The sequence below is a fragment of the Halomonas sp. PA16-9 genome (assembly GCF_009728585.1).
GTDB classification, from domain to species: Bacteria; Pseudomonadota; Gammaproteobacteria; order Pseudomonadales; family Halomonadaceae; genus Vreelandella; species Vreelandella titanicae.
Map to the genome: position 1 here is coordinate 3,261,776 of NZ_CP040451.1, position 17,981 is coordinate 3,279,756.

General features: G+C 57.5%; 17 protein-coding genes and 3 pseudogenes. 6 read left to right on the forward strand and 14 right to left on the reverse strand.

Going from position 1 to position 17,981, the window contains the following annotated elements; translation table 11 throughout:
• Positions 1-40: 40 nt before the first annotated feature.
• On the forward strand, positions 41-679 hold the full coding sequence (gene yihA, locus FDY98_RS15225) for a ribosome biogenesis GTP-binding protein YihA/YsxC (protein WP_009286228.1): 639 nt from the start codon (positions 41-43) through the stop codon (positions 677-679).
• On the opposite strand, the gene FDY98_RS15230 is transcribed toward yihA, so the two are convergent.
• From FDY98_RS15230 to FDY98_RS28330, 11 genes and pseudogenes are all read right to left on the reverse strand, one after another.
• Positions 652-1,410 (reverse strand): HAD family hydrolase, encoded by a 759-nt coding sequence (locus FDY98_RS15230; protein WP_027957989.1) that lies wholly within the window; start codon positions 1,408-1,410, stop codon positions 652-654. The two genes, yihA and FDY98_RS15230, sit on opposite strands and share 28 nt — an antisense overlap.
• On the reverse strand, positions 1,407-2,351 hold the full coding sequence (locus tag FDY98_RS15235; RefSeq protein ID WP_027957990.1) for a tyrosine recombinase XerC: 945 nt from the start codon (positions 2,349-2,351) through the stop codon (positions 1,407-1,409). The genes FDY98_RS15230 and FDY98_RS15235 overlap by 4 nt, the downstream gene beginning before the upstream one ends.
• Complete coding sequence (locus FDY98_RS15240; RefSeq protein ID WP_027957991.1) at positions 2,344-3,054, reverse strand: DUF484 family protein; 711 nt, start codon at positions 3,052-3,054, stop codon at positions 2,344-2,346. The genes FDY98_RS15235 and FDY98_RS15240 overlap by 8 nt, the downstream gene beginning before the upstream one ends.
• A gap of 178 nt (positions 3,055-3,232) precedes the next feature.
• A complete protein-coding gene (locus FDY98_RS15245; RefSeq protein ID WP_027957992.1) occupies positions 3,233-4,246 on the reverse strand; it encodes an alpha/beta hydrolase in 1,014 nt (337 codons plus the stop codon).
• A 139-nt stretch (positions 4,247-4,385) separates the two neighbouring features.
• Positions 4,386-5,219 carry a diaminopimelate epimerase gene (gene dapF / locus FDY98_RS15250; protein ID WP_022521222.1) on the reverse strand — a complete coding sequence of 278 codons (834 nt, stop codon included), beginning with the start codon at positions 5,217-5,219 and terminating at the stop codon, positions 4,386-4,388.
• Positions 5,219-6,488: pseudogene (gene lysA, locus FDY98_RS15255) on the reverse strand (diaminopimelate decarboxylase). The gene dapF and the pseudogene lysA overlap by 1 nt, the downstream one beginning before the upstream one ends.
• Before the next feature lie 33 nt (positions 6,489-6,521).
• Positions 6,522-6,653, reverse strand: coding sequence for an LPS translocon maturation chaperone LptM (gene lptM / locus FDY98_RS28315; protein WP_022521220.1), 132 nt, complete (start codon positions 6,651-6,653; stop codon positions 6,522-6,524).
• Entirely contained in the window at positions 6,650-8,053 is a 1,404-nt protein-coding gene (argH, locus tag FDY98_RS15260) for an argininosuccinate lyase (RefSeq protein ID WP_022521219.1), read from the reverse strand. The genes lptM and argH overlap by 4 nt, the downstream gene beginning before the upstream one ends.
• Before the next feature lie 97 nt (positions 8,054-8,150).
• Complete coding sequence (locus tag FDY98_RS28320; protein ID WP_340146897.1) at positions 8,151-9,056, reverse strand: putative bifunctional diguanylate cyclase/phosphodiesterase; 906 nt, start codon at positions 9,054-9,056, stop codon at positions 8,151-8,153.
• Positions 9,036-9,644 (reverse strand): annotated as a pseudogene (locus FDY98_RS28325) (diguanylate cyclase domain-containing protein); the annotation flags it as partial. The pseudogene FDY98_RS28325 and the gene FDY98_RS28320, both read right to left, overlap by 21 nt.
• The gene (locus FDY98_RS28330) at positions 9,638-10,207 is read right to left on the reverse strand and encodes a PAS domain-containing protein (protein ID WP_340146592.1); all 570 of its coding nucleotides are present in this window, start codon (positions 10,205-10,207) and stop codon (positions 9,638-9,640) included. The pseudogene FDY98_RS28325 and the gene FDY98_RS28330, both read right to left, overlap by 7 nt.
• Before the next feature lie 136 nt (positions 10,208-10,343).
• Between FDY98_RS28330 and hemC the strand changes: the two genes are divergently transcribed.
• From hemC to FDY98_RS15285, 4 genes and pseudogenes are all read left to right on the forward strand, one after another.
• Positions 10,344-11,294, forward strand: coding sequence for a hydroxymethylbilane synthase (gene hemC, locus FDY98_RS15270; RefSeq protein WP_340146593.1), 951 nt, complete (start codon positions 10,344-10,346; stop codon positions 11,292-11,294).
• Positions 11,291-12,070: a uroporphyrinogen-III synthase gene (locus FDY98_RS15275; protein ID WP_027957995.1), complete on the forward strand. Its 780-nt coding sequence runs from the start codon at positions 11,291-11,293 to the stop codon at positions 12,068-12,070. The genes hemC and FDY98_RS15275 overlap by 4 nt, the downstream gene beginning before the upstream one ends.
• Positions 12,071-12,083: 13 nt before the next feature.
• On the forward strand, positions 12,084-13,580 hold the full coding sequence (locus FDY98_RS15280; RefSeq protein ID WP_027957996.1) for a uroporphyrinogen-III C-methyltransferase: 1,497 nt from the start codon (positions 12,084-12,086) through the stop codon (positions 13,578-13,580).
• A pseudogene (locus tag FDY98_RS15285) lies at positions 13,577-14,853 on the forward strand (heme biosynthesis HemY N-terminal domain-containing protein). The gene FDY98_RS15280 and the pseudogene FDY98_RS15285 overlap by 4 nt, the downstream one beginning before the upstream one ends.
• A 60-nt stretch (positions 14,854-14,913) precedes the next feature.
• Here FDY98_RS15285 and mscL read toward each other — a convergent pair.
• Positions 14,914-15,441, reverse strand: a complete 528-nt coding sequence (gene mscL / locus FDY98_RS15290; RefSeq protein ID WP_022521214.1) for a large-conductance mechanosensitive channel protein MscL — start codon at positions 15,439-15,441, stop codon at positions 14,914-14,916.
• 150 nt (positions 15,442-15,591) lie between these two features.
• On the reverse strand, positions 15,592-16,035 hold the full coding sequence (locus FDY98_RS15295) for a universal stress protein (protein ID WP_027957998.1): 444 nt from the start codon (positions 16,033-16,035) through the stop codon (positions 15,592-15,594).
• A gap of 209 nt (positions 16,036-16,244) precedes the next feature.
• Here FDY98_RS15295 and FDY98_RS15300 point away from each other — a divergent pair, with 209 nt between their 5' ends.
• Entirely contained in the window at positions 16,245-17,147 is a 903-nt protein-coding gene (locus FDY98_RS15300) for a LysR family transcriptional regulator (RefSeq protein ID WP_009286235.1), read from the forward strand.
• 18 nt (positions 17,148-17,165) lie between these two features.
• Here FDY98_RS15300 and FDY98_RS15305 read toward each other — a convergent pair whose 3' ends face one another.
• Positions 17,166-17,969: a universal stress protein gene (locus FDY98_RS15305; protein ID WP_027957999.1), complete on the reverse strand. Its 804-nt coding sequence runs from the start codon at positions 17,967-17,969 to the stop codon at positions 17,166-17,168.
• Positions 17,970-17,981 lie beyond the last annotated feature (12 nt).

Genomic DNA, 17,981 nt, shown 5'->3' on the forward strand with positions numbered 1-17,981 from the left:
GAGTAGGCCGCTTTTATGTTCGTTTTTCAGGATCAACCCAATGACTACCCCCCATGATAGCCCAGTCCCTCGGCTGAACTACCCGACGGCAAGTTTTCTTATCAGCGCCCCCACCCTGGCCCTGTGCCCGGACGATACCGGCGCAGAAGTAGCCTTTGCCGGGCGTTCAAACGCGGGCAAATCCAGTGCTATCAACGCATTAACGCAACAAAATGCGTTAGCGCGCACCTCGCGCACACCGGGGCGCACCCAGCTGATCAACTTTTTCAGCGTTATGAACGACGAGTCGCGGCGTTTGGTCGACCTACCCGGCTACGGTTACGCCAAGGTACCGGAGGCGGTCAAGCTAGAGTGGCAAAAGCACCTAGCCGAGTACCTGCGCAACCGTTTCAGTCTACGCGGCTTAGTACTGCTAATGGACGTGCGCCACCCGCTCACCGAGTTCGACCAAATGATGCTCGATTATGCTGACCAGCGCGGAATGCCGGTGCATATTTTGCTCACCAAAGCCGACAAACTGAAAAAAGGCCCTGCCAGCGCTGCGTTGCAAAAAGTGCGCTCACGCTTGAAAGAGTGGGAAGACCTCGTCTCTGTTCAGCTGTTCTCTTCACTCAAGCGCGACGGCGTCGATACGCTGTCCCAGAAACTCAATCAGTGGCTGTATACACCGCCAGAATGATGCGCCTCTAACTTCTCGAGAATGCTGGGCAGCTCTTTAATATGGGCAATACGATGCACGCGCGTGGGGAGCGGTTGATCCTCTGTTTCAGAAATCCATACCGCGTGCATGCCCAGCTGCTGGGCGGGTAACACGTCCTCCTGCCACGAATCGCCCACGTGCATAGCGCACTCGGGGGCGACGTTTAAGCGCGACAGCGCGGTGAGGAACGGCGTCGGATCAGGCTTGGGCGCCAGTAACTCGCCCGCGGCAATGGCTACCGGAAAGTAGCCAGCCAGCGGCTGACGTTTAAGATGTATATTACCGTTGGTGATCGCCGCCAACTGATAGCGCTCTGCCAGGGCAGCCAGCAGTCCGGCCGCTTCTGGATGGGGCGTAACCTGCACGCGCAGGCGGTGAAACTCATTCATCGCTGCTGCTGCCCACATCAACGCAGCACTGCGGTGCAGACCTGCGTGTTCTAACTGGGCCTCCAGTGAGCGCAAACGTAGCCAAGTGAAGTCGCCGCGCCGTTCGGGCACCTCTTTGGCCAACTGTTGACGGCGCTGCAGATAATCCAGCCCGCCGCTTTCGTGGGATAACGCCAGCGCTGTTTCCTGGCGTGCCGCTCGCCATGCCTCAAGTGCCTCCAGTAGCCAGCGGTAGTGGCCCTCTTCGGTACGCGCCATGACTCCGTGGTTGTCCCATAGGGTGTCGTCCAAATCGAAGGTAATGGCCTGCAGCATCGTCATGGTTTGCTCCTGGGGCTATTCTTACTGTCGTTGGGGCCTCGTTTAGCACGGGGGTGCGCTGCGTCGTAGCTGGTCGCCAGATGCTGCCAATCAAGCCGGGTATAGATTTGCGTGGTCGATAGATTGGCGTGCCCCAACAACTCCTGCACGGCGCGCAAATCCTGGCTGGACTCCAACAGGTGACTGGCAAAGGAGTGCCGCAAACGGTGCGGGTGTAGGTGTTCGGGCAAGCCACGGGCAATCGACAGCTGCGCTAAACGCTTTTGAATGGCACGATGGCCCAAGCGCTGCCCGCGCTGGCCCACAAATAGCGCCTGCTCAGTAATAGGTGCCAGCGCTGAGCGACATCCCAGCCACTCAGCCAGCGCCTGCTGGGCGCGGCGCCCTACCGGCACCTGACGCGGCTTGCCGCCTTTGCCGATCACTCTTACCCGGCTATTCTGCAAATCGCCCAAATCAAGCGCCGCCAGCTCCGCTAAGCGCAGGCCGCTGGAATAAAACAGTTCAAGAATAGCCTGATCCCGCACGCCCAGCGGCGAGCCATCGTGGGGGGTATCGAGAAAGCGCGCCAGGGCGTCGACATCCACCGGGCGCGGCAGGTGGCTGGGCTGTTTGGGCGTACGCAGTAGTCCCACCGGGTTATCGACCAGCACACCCTGCTTGACCAGGTAATCAGCGAAGCGGGAAAGTGCCGCCCGCCGCCGGGCCAGGCTTCTAGGCGCCAGCCCCCGGCTACGCTCTGACCCCAGAAAAGCCCGCAGCAGAGCGGTATCTAACGCGGCAGGATTGGTCACATCGCGTCGCTCTGTGAAGTTACACAGTGCGGCCAAATCATGCTGATAAGCCGCCACCGTGGCAGGGCTAGCATGGGACGCCAGCGCCGCTAAAAAAGCCTCAACGCGCTTGGCTATCGTTATTTCCGCTGGGAGAGTTTCAGCCATAGTCGCCCAGGCGCACCAGCAGGCGCGCGACGATATCGCCCAAATACTCAGTGAACAGCGTATCCATGCTAGCCCGATAAGCATCGGGGCTGGGGCTGGCCAGCAGCAAATAGCCCAAGGGGTCACCCGCCGAGAGCCGTGAAATCGCACAGGAACCGGCTTTGCGCGGCGCTTTGACATGGGGCAGCAAGCACTTCCAGTCGCTGACGCTAAGCTTCACACAGCGGCTGGTGCGGCCATCCAGCAGCGCCGACAGCCGTGTGCTGGCATGTTGATCAAGCACGTGCCGTGGCGGTTGAGGCGGCGTCGGTTCACTATCGCTTAACGTGGCCGGACACCACAGCGCCATGGCCGGGGTTTCAAAGCGCTCGCTAAGCTGGGTGGCCAGCGCTTGCGCCAGCGCATCGCGATCCGGCGCTTCCACCAGGGCTATCAACGTTTCCCGCAGCCGGCGGTACTGGGACTCGTTATGGCGAGCAGTTTCCAGCAGGTGCTCCAGGCGGCCCTCGGCGGTTTCCGCGCGCTTACGCAGATCTAACACCAGGCGCTCGAGCAGTGACACCGACCCGTCGATATGCGGATGGGGAACCTGCAGTTGCTGCAGAAGCCCTTCCCGGCCGACGAAAAAATCGGGATGGCGCGCCAGCCAGAACGCCACTTGATCAGGCTCGAGCGTTTTGCGGGGTTCGGGGGCTTGTGACATCGCCGTTCTCCTCGAATTAATGGGTATACGGATTAAATGGTGGATGGAACCTTTCTGCATATCCACCTCTTAATCCTCTCAGAATGTTGCAGTCAACTATTTGGTCCGGATACCCGTATCGAGCGCATGGGCCTTGAACGCTGCATTGGAGACATCGCGCATGACGTGGACGCTGGCTTTACACTTTGCGTTGAGGCAGATTGTCCGTGATGAAACGGGTAACCTCCTGCACAAGCTCGAGATCCTCGGGGGCTGTACCTCCGAACCCGCCATGTGGCATCGCCTCGAAGACGTGTAGCTCTGCCGGTACTCCCGCCTGGCGCAGCTTGCGGTGGAGGCGTACCGTATTGGAGAGAAAGAGGTCACGGGTTCCGCTCTGCAGGAACATTGGCGGCATGTCGGTCGTCATCTTTCCGAACAATGGCGAGACATAGGGATGTGTCAGGTCCGCGTCGCCCGCATAGAGCAAGTTGCATGACATCAGGGAATTCGGCAGCACGACATCGATGGTCCGGTTGGTCTGGAAGCTGTCTCCCGACTCCGTCAGATCGACTTCCGGGGATAGAAGGACGACGGCGGCCGGCAGAGGCAGCCCCTCGTCCCGCGCGCGCAGGATCGTGGCCATCGCGAGGTTGCCGCCGGCCGAGCGTCCGCAAAGGATAACATGACCAGCACCGTACGCTTCGACCGCGTGTCCGTAGACTGCCATGCAATCCTCCAGAGCGTCCGGATAGGGGTGATCCGGGGGCATCCGGTAGTCAACACCGAAGCACACCATGCCATGCCGGTCCGCCTGCATCCGCGCACTTTGGCGGCAGGCTTCTCCACCACCAAAGACCAGCGCGCCGCCGTGGAGATCGATGCAGACATAGCCTTCGTGTCGAAGAGCGTGCGGCGTCGCGATATGCACGGTTGCTGGGCCAATGTACTGAGTCTCGATCTCGGCTTCCACCTCGCCCGCGAGCCCCCTGACCGCCTCCGCGTAGTGCACGTCGGCGGCTTCCTGCATCTGTCTCCAGCCGTCATGATCTTGCGGTGCAGGAGAGGGATAGAGCGCATTCAGTGGCGTGCCGTCGTGGCGTACGGCGGCTTGCAGCATCCCTCGCGCCTCGGCGCTGATCGATGCGGGGACGGGGATCAAACGCTCGTGGATGCGGACACCCTGCACCTCAGTCTCCTTGGTTTCCGGCATATCTATTTTCCTATCATTTCGAGGCTTCCAGGAAAACTGGTGGACGGGCCATCCATAATCATCGCACAGCGTCGGGTTATCAAGCTTCTGGAATGTAGGGCCAGGACTCCCAATCAACCAGATAACCCGGATACCCGAATTAATTAAGTGCTACGCGGCCATCGAAGACGCGTGTAGCTGGCCCCACCATCGTTAGCGCCCCTTCAGGGTCAGGCCACTCAATGCTGAGCTCTCCACCGGGTAAATGGACTTTTACGGGGCTTTTCAGCAGCCCCTGGCGAATACCGCTGGCCACTGCAGCGCAGGCACCAGTACCGCAGGCCAGCGTTTCGCCACTGCCGCGCTCATACACGCGCAAACGAATCTCACTGGGCGAGAGTACCTGCATAAAGCCCACGTTAACACGCTTGGGAAAGCGGGGATGCGCCTCGACCAATGGCCCGAGGCGTTCCACCGGGGCGCTATCAACGTTCTCAACCTGCATCACAGCATGTGGGTTGCCCATAGAGACCACGCCGATCTGCAGCGTTTCATCACCCACTTGTAACTGATGCAGGGGTTGATCCCCAGGGGCATCGAACGGCAGCGCCAAAGGGCTAAACCGCGGGCGACCCATATCCACTCGCACCATGCCGTCGTGCTGCACGGTCAGCACTAACGGGCCCCCGGCGGTTTCTACGTGGATTTCATGCTTGTGGGTCAATCGCTGATCGCGCACGAAGCGGGCAAAGCAGCGTGCGCCGTTGCCACAATTTTCCACTTCACTGCCGTCAGCATTGTAAATGCGGTAGCGAAAATCCATCTCTGGATCCCGGGGCGGTTCGACGAGCAACAACTGATCAAAGCCAATGCCGAAACGTCGGTCTGCCAGTGCACGAATCTGAGCTTCGTCCAACCGGGCGCGCTGAGTGACCAGGTCCACCATGACAAAGTCATTACCCAGGCCATGCATTTTGGTGAAGTGTAACAGCATCAACGCCCCCCTTCGGGCAGCAGTGCTTCACCCGCCCACAGACTGGCAACGGTTTCCCGCGCGCGCACTACATGGCAGCTGTCGCCATCAACCATTAGCTCAGCGGCGCGAGGACGACTGTTATAGTTCGACGCCATGACAAAACCGTAGGCCCCCGCCGAACGCACTGCTAGCAGATCACCTTCGTCAATCGCCAGCTCGCGCTCCTTACCCAAGAAGTCACCCGTTTCACACACCGGGCCCACTACGTCGTAAAGGGCGCTTTCGCGTGTTTGACGAGTATCCACCGGCACAATCGCCTGCCAGGCCTGGTACAGCGCCGGGCGAATCAGGTCGTTCATGGCCGCATCGACAATGGCGAAGTTCTTGGTCTCACCGGGCTTGAGAAACTCTACCCGAGTGAGCATGACACCCGCATTCGCGGCGATGGAGCGACCGGGTTCAAACAGCAACGTAAGCGCTTCGCCACCTTCCCAACGCGAAAGCCGCGCCAACAGTTGGCTAGCGTAATCAAACGGCTGGGGCGGTTTTTCATCGCGGTAAGGCACGCCTAAACCGCCACCTAAATCAAGGTGCTCGATTTCGATGCCCCGCTCACGCAGCCGCTCCATAAGCACCAGTAAGCGATCAAGGGCATCCAGGAAGGGTGCGGTTTCAGTTAGCTGTGAACCGATGTGACAGTCGAGCCCCTTCACCTGCAAATTGGGCAGGCTTGCGGCTAGTTCGTAAACCGCCAGCGCTTCATCCACCGGGATGCCGAACTTATTATCCTTCAAACCAGTGGAGATATACGGATGAGTACCCGCATCCACGTCTGGGTTGACCCGCAACGAGAGGGGCAATTTTCCCCAACTCACCGGCGACACGATTCAAGCGCTCAAGTTCGGGGCGTGACTCAACGTTAAAGCACTTAATGCCCACGTCCAGCGCACTAACCATTTCATGGGGCTGCTTGGCAACGCCCGAAAACACTACTTTCGCCGGGTCGCCACCGGCTTTTAGCACCCGTTCAAGCTCGCCAATGGAAACAATATCGAACCCCGCGCCCAGCTTGGCCAACAGGCCCAGCACCGCCAGGTTGGAGTTGGCTTTCACCGCGTAACAAATCAGGTGCGGATGGCCACCCAGTGCTTCGGTATAGGCGCGAAAGTGACGTTCAAACGTCGCTTTTGAGTAGACGTAGCAGGGCGTGCCGAACTCGTCGGCAATGCGTGACAGTGGTACATCTTCGGCATACAGCACGCCATCGCGGTAATTAAAATAGTCCATGGTGCTCTCCCCTTCTCCTGGGCCTGCAGCTATCTATTCAGACGCCTGGGCAGATTGCTCGTCAGCGGGTGCATCTTCCGGCAGATAAAGCGGCCCTTTTTGCCCACAGCCGACAACCGCGGTTAACAGCAGCGCCGAAAGGGCCATGATTGCCAGCGTTTTCATGCGCCCGCCTTGAGCGCACTCAGCGCCTCACGCGCTCGCTGTGCAGCTGCCCGCACCTGGTTGGGTGCTGTGCCACCAATATGGTTCCGGGCGGCTACCGAGCCTTCCAGGGTCAACACCTCGAACACATCCTGCTCGATGGTATCGGAGAACTGTTTGAGCTCATCCAGGCTCATCTCAGACAGGTCTTTTTCGCTTTTAAGACCATACGCCACCGACTGCCCGACGATTTCGTGGGCGTCGCGGAAGGCCACGCCTTTGCGCACCAGGTAGTCGGCCAAGTCCGTCGCGGTAGAGAAACCACGCCGCGCCGCTTCATACATGCTGGCTTTCTTGGGCTCAATGGCGGGCACCATATCGGCAAACGCTTTTAAGCAGTCGCGCACGGTATCTACTGCATCGAACAGCGGCTCTTTATCTTCCTGATTGTCTTTGTTGTAAGCCAACGGCTGCGATTTCATCAGCGTTAGCAACGACATCAGGTGGCCGTACACGCGCCCGGTTTTGCCGCGTACCAGCTCAGGCACGTCGGGGTTTTTCTTCTGCGGCATGATCGAAGAGCCGGTGCAGAAGCGGTCGGGCAGGTCGATAAAGTTGAACTGGGCGCTGGTCCATAGCACCAGTTCTTCGCTCATGCGCGACAGGTGCATCAGCAGGATGCTGGCGAAGCTGGTGAATTCGATGGCGAAGTCACGATCCGAGACCGCGTCCAGAGAGTTTTCCGTTGGACGATCAAAGCCTAACAGTTCCGCCGTCACGTGGCGGTCGATGGGATAGGTAGTGCCAGCCAGGGCGGCAGCACCCAGCGGCATTACGTTGACGCGCTTGCGGCAGTCCAGCAGGCGCTCGTGATCCCGGGCCAGCATCTCTTGCCAAGCCAGAATATGGTGACCAAAGGTGACCGGCTGGGCGGTTTGCAGGTGGGTAAAGCCGGGCATAATGGTCTCGGCTTCACGATCAGCCAGTTCGATCATGCCTTCACGCAGACGCTTGAGTTCCACTTCGATAACGTCGATCTCATCGCGCATAAACAGGCGAATATCGGTGGCGACCTGGTCGTTGCGCGAGCGCCCGGTGTGGAGTTTTTTGCCGGTAATACCGATCTTTTCAGTCAGCCGCGCTTCGATGTTCATATGCACATCTTCCAGCGGCACCGACCAGTTAAACTCGCCGCGCTCGATCTCGCCCTGAATCTCGTTCAGGCCATTAATAATCGCATCACGCTCGTCATCGGTGAGCACGCCTACCCGAGCCAGCATAGTGGCGTGGGCGATGGAGCCCTGGATGTCCTGGGGGGCCAGGCGCTGGTCGAAATTAACTGACGCGGTGAAGCGTGCAACAAAGGCATCGGTGGGCTCGCTAAAGCGACCGCCCCAAGACTGATTCGTGGCTTGGCTCATCGAAGATATATCCTGCTGACAAAACAATGGAGTCGTTAGCAGAAAGTGTACCAGAGTCGCCCCGGTCAGCGGCACGCCGTTTTTATTTCTGTGGCGGCTAAAAGCGTGACGTTACGACGGCAGGTGGTTTGTGGAGAAACGCGTGCAGGGCACTTAGGGACATGGGGCGGGCAAAGTAGTAGCCCTGATAGTAGTCACAGTGACGCTGCTGCAGGTAGCCAAACTGCTCTGCCGTTTCTACGCCTTCTATCAACACTTCGAGCCCCATTTTCCCCGCCATGGCGACCACGCCGTCGATAATAGCGGCATCGTGGCGGTCTGAAATCACATCGCGCACAAAGGATCGGTCAATCTTGATGCGATTAATCGGCAGCCGCTTTAAATAGCTTAGGCTAGAGAAGCCGGTGCCAAAATCGTCTAGTGCAATCAGGACTCCCAGCGCTCGCAAATTCTTTAACGCCTGGATTGCTTGTTCGGCGCTATCCATCAGCACCCCCTCGGTAAGCTCCAGCTCTAACAACGCTGGCGTTAGACCGCTGCTCGCCAGCACCTGCTCAATGGAGGTGAGGAAGCCAGGGCGTTGAAACTGCATAGGCGAAATATTGACCGCCATGGTGATCTCGCCTAACCCCAGGCCATTGAGCTGCTGGGCATCGCGACAGGCAGTAGCCAACACCCACTCGCTAATGGGAATGATCTGACTAGTATCCTCGGCAAGGCTAATAAAATCAGATGGTGGGATATTGCCGCGCTCAGGGTGCTGCCAGCGGATCAGCGCTTCAACCCCCACCACGCGACCGCTTGGCGCGTGAATCTGCGGCTGGTAATGAAGCTCGAACTGCTGCTGCTCAATGGCTTGCTGTAGCGCGCTGCGTAAGCTAACCCGTTCGCTCACCTTGCGGTTCAAGTCTTCGGTATACCAGTGGTAGGTATTGCGCCCGCGCCGTTTGGCTTTATACATTGCCAAATCCGCCTGCTGAATAAGCTGGCGGGGGTTGTCCATGCTGCCGTCATTGATGGCAATCCCGATACTGGCGGTGATGCGCAGCTCGCTGTCGCGGTACCAGTAGGGCGGCGAAAGCCCCTGGAGAACCCGCTCGACCACCTGTATCACATCGTCCTGATGGGCTAGATCCGGCAACAACACCACGAACTCATCGCTGCCAAAACGCGCGACGGTGTCCCAGGGGCGCAGTTCATTCTCCAACCGCCTGGCCACTTCAACCAGAATAAAGTCGCCCACTTCATGGCCCAAGGTATCGTTTATCGGTTTGAAATCATCCAAATCGATAAACAGCACGGCTATATAGCGATGGTAGCGGCGCGCCATCACGCCCCCCTCTTCCAAGCGCTGACCAAGTAACAAGCGGTTGGGCAACCCGGTCAAGGCGTCGTGATGGGCGTTATGGTCGAGTTGAGCCTGATATTCGCGCTGTTCAGAGATATCATTCTGTACGCCGACAAAGTGGGTCACTTGGCCGTTCTCATCGCGTACAGGTGAAATGTGCAAGTCGTTCCAAAAAACCGTGCCGTCATGCCGATAGTTACGGATGACCACGTGTACTTCACGCTGCTCGGCAATCCCTACCTGTAGCTGCTTGACGGTGGCGGGGTCGGTCTCTTCCCCCTGTAGGAAACGGCAGTTACGCCCAGTGCCTGGTTGCGCGAATAGCCGGTAATGCGTTCAAAGGCAGCGTTGACGTAAACCAGAGGAAGATCGCTGCTCTGAGCATCGACAATAAGAACACCATTGGTGCTTGATTCAACGCTACGCTCCAATAATTTTAGCTGTTGTTCGCTAGCTTTACGCCGCGTAATCACCCGGGCGATTACGTAAATCACGTCCTCTCCCAACGACGGCGAAATTTCTAACCAGTGCTGCTTGCCGGTTGCGGAAACAGCGCGCACCTCAAAAGGAATGACCTTTTCGCCTTGATGCACTCGCTGTAACGCCCGCTCGATCACCGGGTGGTCAAGGGGGTTAATGACGACACCACAGGAACGCCCGATCAACTGTTCAGAGGTATATCCCAGCAGCGTCTCGAAGGCTGGATTGACTTGCAGCAGCGTGCCTTTAAAGTCGATACAGCAGAACAGATCCCGTGAAAGCAGGAAAAACTGGTCAAGCTGGCCGCGGGGTAACACTGAGGACATACAATTTCCTAGGGGGACGGATAAAGCACGTTACGGGAGCATAATCAGTTCCGTTATTTTTACTGTGGCGCTCGGTGCTTTATGATGACACTTATCATAGCTTGACTCGCCGTGTCTGCGGTATAGGGAGAATAACGTGCTATCAATCACCAAACTGCGCATTGCCACGCGTAAAAGCCAACTGGCCATGTGGCAGGCTGAGTACGTTCGTGACCGCTTAATGGCGGCTCACAGCGGCCTTGAGGTCGAGCTTGTAGCTCTGTCTACCAAGGGCGACAAAATTCTCGATACACCGCTTTCAAAAATTGGCGGTAAAGGGCTGTTCGTTAAAGAGCTGGAAGACGCCAGGACGCATGCTCGATGGCCGTGCCGATATTGCCGTCCACTCGATGAAAGATGTACCCATGCTCTTCCCGAAGGGCTGGGCCTGTCGGTCATCCTAGAAGGGGCCGACCCTACCGATGCGTTTGTATCCAACCACTACTCTAGCATTGATGAGCTTCCCGAAGGGGCACGAATTGGCACCGCCAGCTTACGCCGTGGCCTGCAGATGCGTGAAGCCCGCCCCGACCTGCAAATTCTCAACTTGCGCGGCAACGTACAAACGCGGCTAGGTAAATTAGACGCGGGAGAATTTGACGCCATCATCCTGGCGACCTCAGGCCTTAAGCGGTTGGGCTTGGATGAGCGGATTGCCCAGGCACTGCCGCCGGAAGTGTGCCTGCCCGCCTGCGGCCAAGGAGCCCTAGGCATTGAGTGCCGCCTGCATGACCCCGAGCTGATTGCCTTGCTAGCCCCGCTGGATGACGCGGATACCGCGACGCGTGTGCGCGCCGAACGGGCCATGAACACGCGCTTAGAGGGCGGCTGCCAAGTGCCTATTGCGGGCCACGCGGTGCTGGATATTGAAAATGAAACCCTTTGGCTACGCGGCTTAGTGGGCAACCCAGAGGGCACCGAAGTGCTGCGTGCCGAAGGCCGTGGCTCGATGCATGAGCCCGAAGCGCTGGGCATTCGCATTGCCGAAGAGCTGCTCGACCAAGGCGCTGGCGATATTCTGGCTGAGGTTTACGGTCGCGCCATATGAGCCAACCGGTACTGATCTGCCGCCCTGGCGAGCGAGGTGAAGCACTGGCCGCTGCTCTGCGCGAGCGGGGCGAGAGCGTTGAATCACTCAATGTGATGCAACTCGAAGCCTTGCCAGAAACCCCTGAAATGCGGCGTATCTGGCTGGATATTGATCAGTACCATAAGATAATAGTCATCAGCCCCTTTCCGGCCACTTGCTTAAGTGAAGCGTTGGATCGCTTCTGGCCACAGCTGCCCATTGGCATTGACTACTACAGCGTTGGCAGCGCCACCGCGGCAACGCTTTATGATCAGTTGGGCGTACGTGTGCATGTGCCTGCGCCCAGTGCAGGTGAAGATACCAGCGAAGCACTGCTTGCGCTTGCCTCGCTTCAACAGTTAGGGCACCAGCGTATTCTACTGGTGGCGGGAGAAGGTGGCCGCCCGCTGCTCGCTGAAACGCTTGCTGAGCGGGGCGCGCAGGTGACTCGCGTAGCGGTGTATCGACGCACGTTTCACCCCCTTGAACCCGCTCTGCAAACGCGCCTTTGTTCAGGTAATTACCGGGCGTTGATCGTCACCAGCAGCGAACTGCTGGAACATCTGGCAAAATGGTGCAATCAGGCGGCCTTGAACCAACCGCTAATCGTTTCCAGTCGCCGTTTGGCTACACTGGCTGGCATACTGGGTTTTTGTGACCTCAAGGTGGCGTCCGGAGCTACGCCAGCTGCGTTGATAGCGGCGTTGGAGACCTGCGACCCACAGGGTGCCGATGTCGATCAAGGAACTTACTAAGGGCTAGCGACACATGAGCAAACAAGTAAACGATCAGGACGATGTACAACCGACGTCCTCCGATGCCTCTCAAGGCGTCCCTAAAACGACCGACAAAGCAGCTTCCACGACCGACGCGACTGAGCCCAGCAAGCCGAACACGCCGCCGAGCTCAACAACACCTGCTCAGAGTGGCGCTAAAAATAGCCGGTCGCGGCGGCGTGGAAAGGGCTCGCCCACTGCGAGTTCAACCGCTGCTAGCAGTACTACCAGCACGGCTAAATCGACAGATACCACATCCAGCAGTGCAGCCTCACCTTCCCAGAGCGCCGCTCAACCCAGCCCATCCTCCTCAAGCGGGTCGACTTCTAGTTCGCCATCGTCAAGCGCCGCCTCGTCAAAGCCGACCAGCGGCAAGTCATCGGCGGGCACTACGCCGCCCACCGGCCACAAAGGCAGCGGTAACGGCCAAAGCGGTGAAGGCAAAAGCGGAGGCAGTAAAAGCGGCGGCCTCGCAATTGCCCTGGTGATTATCCTGGCGATTGCCTTGGCATTTATCGCCTGGCAGGGCTGGCTGCGCCTGGAGAGCCAGCAGCAACGCCTCGACGAAGTCGCACAGCAGGCTGAGGGGAGCGCCTCACAGCAAACGGTTAGCGACCTCGAGTCACGCCTTGATAGCGGCGAAGCCGAGCGCGATGAAGCGCTGCAAAGCACACTGGGTGACCTGCGTGATGAATTTGACAGCTACCGCAGCGACGTCGATGAGACCCTGGGCCAAGTGCTGGATCAGCTCTCTCAAGAGCAGGACACCGACGAGCGCGAGTGGCTGCATGCCGAAGCAGCCTACCTGCTGCGTCTGGCCAATCAGCGTTTACAGCTGGAAGGCGATGTTGACGGCGCTGCTGCGCTGCTGCGTACCGCCGATGCGCGTCTAGTAGATGCTGACAACCCGGCGTTGACGCCCGTACGCGCAGCAATTGCCAATGAGCTAGCCGCGCTGGACGCCGTGCCCCAGGTTGACCGCACCGGCCTCTACTTAGCGCTCAATGCCCAGCAGGAACGCATCTCCTCTCTGCGACTCTCTCAAGAAATTGAGGAGCAAGCGGTAACCTCCAGCATCGAGCAGCCGCCGACCGGCACTTTCCAGCGCCAGCTGGCGCGCTTCGGTGAAGAGCTCAAAGACCTGGTGGTGGTTCGCCATCACGATGAAGCGCTGGAAGCGCTGATTACCCCAGAGCAAGAGTCTTACCTACGCCAAAGTCTGCGCTTAGTGCTGGAGCAGACGCAGTTGGCCCTGCTCAACGAAGAGAAAGAGCTTTATGACGCGAGTATCGACAAAGCGCTACAGCTGCTGAACGACTACTACGACACCACTCGTGAAGAGACCCAAAGCGTTATTACGCGCCTTCAAGAGCTCAAGGAAGCAGAGGTAAAACCCGAGCTGCCCGATATCAGCGCTTCACAGCAGGAACTCGCACGCTTTATCGACAACCGCTATAAGACGCGTGGCCAAAGCGGAGGTGATTCATGAGAAAGCTTGTTCTCCTCATTGTCGCAGGCCTCGCCGTCGGGGCCCTGTTTGGGCACCTGATGATGTCGGTGCCCGGCTATTGGCTAATCCGCGTGGGCGACTCATCCATCCAGACATCGTTTTGGTTTGGTCTGGTGCTGCTGTTTGCCGCCTTTATCGTCCTACACTTTGTACTGCGTTTGCTCAGCGGCATTATTCGCCCTATGGGGCGTTTTCGTAGCTGGAACAGCCGCGCACGTAACCGTCGCGCCATGCAGCGCACCGTGCGTGGCCTGGTAGCACTGACCGAAGGGCGCTGGAAAAAAGCCGAAAAAACCCTGGTTAATGCCGCCGATGATTCCAGCACACCGCTGGTCAACTACCTATCCGCAGCGCTGGCGGCCCATTATCAGGGCCACCACGTGAAATCCCAGGAGCACCTGAATCAGGCGCAGCTAACCACCGACGGAGCCGATACGGCCGTTGGCTTGATGCAGGCGCAAATGATGATTGAGCGTCAGCAGCCGGAAGAAGCCCTGGCGATTCTGAATCGCCTGGATAAGAAGCTCTCCAACCACCCCAGGTGCTCAAGCTACTCAAGCAGGTGCATTTAAGCGTCAACGATTGGGAAGGCTTACGGCGTTTGATTCCACGCTTGGCGGCGCAGAAGCTCATCACCCAGCAAGAGCGTGAGCAGTTGGAGTTTAAAGCCTACCGCGAGCTGATCGTGTTTGAAGCGCAAAACCCCACCAACATTGAGCGAGTGCGTGGCCTTTGGGCTGATATGCCCGACTACCTGCGCGGCAACACCGAGCTGATCGTGCTATACAGCGAAGCGCTGATTCAAGCCCACGAAGAGCCCATTGCCGAGCGCTTGCTCAACCACTCGCTGGATCACCACTGGGACGCACGCTTAGTAAAACGCTACGGCCTGCTGAATGTGAACGCCGGTCGCCAACTAGTTAAAGCCGAGAAGTGGCTGCAGGAGCGCCCCAACGACCCCGAGCTGCTGCTCGCCTGCGGTCGCCTCTCGCTGCGCACCGGCCAGTGGCAAAAGGCGTTGGAGTACTTTGAAGCCAGCCAGCGGCAGCGCCCTAATGGCGAAGTTTGCGCTGAACTTGCACGTCTCTATGCAAGCCTTGGCGAGCATAATAAGAGCCAGCTCTACTATCGCCACAGCGTCGAAATGCTGGCCAAATCGCTGCCATCGCTGCCGCAACCCAGCGATGCTAACGACAGCAAAAAGCCCGGCAGTAAGCAAAAAGACAGCAAAACCATTAAGAAAAGCGCCTAGGGTTGCTGCTGGTATAACGTGAAAGGGCGCCACTTCAGCAGTGGCGCCCTTTTTAGTGGCTCAAGGTTTGGCGGGTGGCATTTGCGGTGGCGCAGAGGTAACTTCAACCGGCGTTTCAGCCTCCGCTGGCTGATCCAGCATTGCTGTGCAGTGGCCACAGCGCGTGGCTTTGATCGGCACCACCATCAAACAGTAAGGGCACGGCTGCTCCGTAGGGTTCGCAGGCGCTACCGCCTCTTCGCGCTTTAATCGGTTAATGGTGCGTACCAATAAGAAGACCACGAAGGCGACAATCATAAAGCTGACCACCGCATTGATAAAAAGCCCGAGGTTTAGCGTTACCGCCCCTGCCGCCTGGGCATCCGCCAGCGTCGCATAAGGGCCGCCCACCGCCCCTTGGCGTAACACTACAAACAGATTGGAAAAATCCACACCGCCCACCAACAAACCAATCAGCGGGTTCATCACATCCGCCACCAGGCTCTGCACAATCAGCGTAAACGCCCCACCGATAATGATCCCCACCGCCATATCGACGACGTTGCCTTTTACCGCAAACTCTCGGAATTCCTGGAAGAATTTTGCCATGTTCAAACGTCCTAACGTCTCGTTTTAGCCAATACCCTAGGTTATAGCGTCTTGCTAAAAGCATGGGCTAGGGTGTGTTAGACGGCAAGTAAATTTATGCAGGTTGAAGACTATTTCGGGGGAGGTGCGGGCAGATATCGACGTTGCTTTTTATTGACTCACCGTAATCACAGGACACTTGGCTGAATGGCCCACTTTGTGCGATACGCTGCCAATCACCACCCCCGCCAAGTCGCTTAACCCTCGGCTTCCCATCACAATGGTATCGATATTATTGGCGTTGGCAGCCTCTATAATGGCGCGGGCTGGGTCACCTTGCGTCAGCAACTCTTCAATGTGCTTAGCGCCCTCTGCCTGCGCGGAACTCACCGCCTGGGCCAATAGCTGTTCACCCACCTTCTCGCGTTCAGCAAGCGTAGTGCCTGCATCAATAGCACCAATGCCCCACACCAGTGTGGTCGTATAGGCAAGCGTTTCAGGTACATGTAATAAATAGAGCGTTGAGCCTTCTCTATCCAGCAGCTTACAAGCCACCTTCAAAGCTTGTTTAGCGCTCTCAGAGCCGTCGACAGGAACTAAAATACGCGCATACATGGCAGGTCTATCCCCTTTTATTCTAGCGTTCATTACTAAAGTCGTAGTCGATATTTCGCTTTTAAACGTTTAAATGCTGGTAGCGTTATGGCGCTTGGTTAGGCTGGTTTTAAAGTTGCCTTCAATACGTGAAAAGCATCACCAGCATGCTAACAAGCGAATGACAAAGCCAATATTGTTTAAGTAGCCGCTCATACCTTGGAGGTATCATGGAACTACGCCACCTGAGGTACTTCTGCGTCGTCGCTGAAGAGCTTAACTTTACCTGTGCGGCTGAACGGTTGCATATGTCTCAACCGCCTCTTTCCCGCCAAATCAAACAATTAGAACAAGAGGTGGGAGCTGAACTGTTTGAACGAAGCTCAAGAGGATTGCGTTTGACGCCGCCAGGTGTCTTTTTTCAGCAGCACGCTCTGCAGATTTTAGAGAAAGTGGAAGTCACCATCGACGCCACTCGACACATGGCGCGTAGCAAGCGGGCACTATTCGGCATTGGCTTTGTACCGTCCGTTTTTTACGGGCAGCTCCCAATGCTCGTGCGTGATTTGCGCCGCATGGATAATGTCGAGCTCTCCTTGGCAGAGCTTACGACAGTACAACAAATTCAGGCGCTCAAAGCGGGTCGCATCGACATGGGCTTCGGGCGTTTACGTATTGATGACCCCGACGTCGAGCAGGAAATTCTCTTCGACGAGCCATTAATTGCAGCTCTATCTAGCGGTCACCCGCTAGAGGGCACAACCCCTAGCTGCGAAGAGCTGGCCCGCTACCCTCTAATCCTTTTTCCCGCAAAACCACGTCCTAGCCTTGCCGATATGGTATTGGGAATTTTCCGCCGTCAAGGATTAAAGGTCGAAGTTGTGCAGGAAGCCAACGAGGTTCAAACGGCACTTAGCCTTGTCGCTTCCGGCATTGGCATTACGCTGGTTCCAGAGCAGGTAAAGCGTGTCCAACGCGATGGTATTTGCTATGTACCATTGGCCGATAAATCAATTACATCCCCCGTTATCTGCAGCCGTCGGCGGGGCGAAAAACCCTCCCCGCTTATGCAGGAAGCCAATGCTATTTTAGAGGTACTCGTTGAAAATCGCCGCTCTGGGCGCTACCCATAATGGCAGCAAGCCAGTGATTCAAGGTCGCAGAACAGCCACAGGGCAAGAAGCTTCATGCAGCACTTCGTGGCTGACACTGCCCGCCACCACCTGCGAAAGGCCGCTACGCCCATGGGTGGTCATGGCAAGCATCGTATTATGGCTACCCGCTAAATAACTGACGATAGAGTCGGCGGGGTCGCCATGAAGCACCTCCCAGTCTACTTCCAGTTTTTGCTCACTTTCGACACGGCGTGCCAGCGCGTTTAGATAGGCTGACTCCATCACATCGGTATGACCTAACGCTGTTGATTTTCTGGCAGCAGAGGCATCTATCACTTGCAACAATTGCAAACGAGCTCCCAAACGCTTCGATAAAGTTGCTACATAGGGCAAAATTTTCTCGGATAGCTTAGACCCATCAACACAAACGGCTAATACGTCGACCCGCTGGTGGGCTCGACTGTCATAACGGGGGCCACACAAATAAACCGGGCGGTGGGCTCGGCGAACAACTCCCGCCGTTACGCTACCTATTAGCATTTCTGACACGGGCCGCCGACCGTGCGCCATCATGCATAGACCGCTACTTTCTTGGCTGGCAAGATCACCGAGATACTCCTTGGCACTGTCATGGGCAACCACATCGAGTACTACCGCCTCCAGATGATGAGCCGCAATTCGCGCCTGCAACGTAGAGCGCCGCGCTGCTATATCGCCCTGCATCGGCACCACTGAGATAACGTTTACATCCGCTCCCAATTGCGCCGCAAATATCTGGCCAAATGCCAAAGCACGTAAGGAGTCTTCACTATCATCCATCGCCACAAAGATCTTTTGCATGGTTACACTCCG

Bases quoted from the DNA above. Each gene is read 5' to 3' on its own strand.
- FDY98_RS15230 (WP_027957989.1), bottom strand. From the start codon at position 1,410: ATGACGATGCTGCAGGCCATTACCTTCGATTTGGACGACACCCTATGG.
- FDY98_RS15275 (WP_027957995.1), top strand. From the start codon at position 11,291: ATGAGCCAACCGGTACTGATCTGCCGCCCTGGCGAGCGAGGTGAAGCA.
- FDY98_RS15305 (WP_027957999.1), bottom strand. From the start codon at position 17,969: ATGCAAAAGATCTTTGTGGCGATGGATGATAGTGAAGACTCCTTACGT.
- argH (WP_022521219.1), bottom strand. From the start codon at position 8,053: ATGAGCCAAGCCACGAATCAGTCTTGGGGCGGTCGCTTTAGCGAGCCC.
- FDY98_RS15240 (WP_027957991.1), bottom strand. From the start codon at position 3,054: ATGTCACAAGCCCCCGAACCCCGCAAAACGCTCGAGCCTGATCAAGTG.
- FDY98_RS15300 (WP_009286235.1), top strand. From the start codon at position 16,245: ATGGAACTACGCCACCTGAGGTACTTCTGCGTCGTCGCTGAAGAGCTT.
- FDY98_RS15235 (WP_027957990.1), bottom strand. From the start codon at position 2,351: ATGGCTGAAACTCTCCCAGCGGAAATAACGATAGCCAAGCGCGTTGAG.
- lptM (WP_022521220.1), bottom strand. From the start codon at position 6,653: ATGAAAACGCTGGCAATCATGGCCCTTTCGGCGCTGCTGTTAACCGCG.
- yihA (WP_009286228.1), top strand. From the start codon at position 41: ATGACTACCCCCCATGATAGCCCAGTCCCTCGGCTGAACTACCCGACG.
- FDY98_RS28330 (WP_340146592.1), bottom strand. From the start codon at position 10,207: ATGTCCTCAGTGTTACCCCGCGGCCAGCTTGACCAGTTTTTCCTGCTT.
- FDY98_RS15295 (WP_027957998.1), bottom strand. From the start codon at position 16,035: ATGTATGCGCGTATTTTAGTTCCTGTCGACGGCTCTGAGAGCGCTAAA.
- FDY98_RS15280 (WP_027957996.1), top strand. From the start codon at position 12,084: ATGAGCAAACAAGTAAACGATCAGGACGATGTACAACCGACGTCCTCC.
- dapF (WP_022521222.1), bottom strand. From the start codon at position 5,219: ATGCTGTTACACTTCACCAAAATGCATGGCCTGGGTAATGACTTTGTC.
- FDY98_RS28320 (WP_340146897.1), bottom strand. From the start codon at position 9,056: ATGGACAACCCCCGCCAGCTTATTCAGCAGGCGGATTTGGCAATGTAT.
- mscL (WP_022521214.1), bottom strand. From the start codon at position 15,441: ATGGCAAAATTCTTCCAGGAATTCCGAGAGTTTGCGGTAAAAGGCAAC.
- FDY98_RS15245 (WP_027957992.1), bottom strand. From the start codon at position 4,246: ATGCCGGAAACCAAGGAGACTGAGGTGCAGGGTGTCCGCATCCACGAG.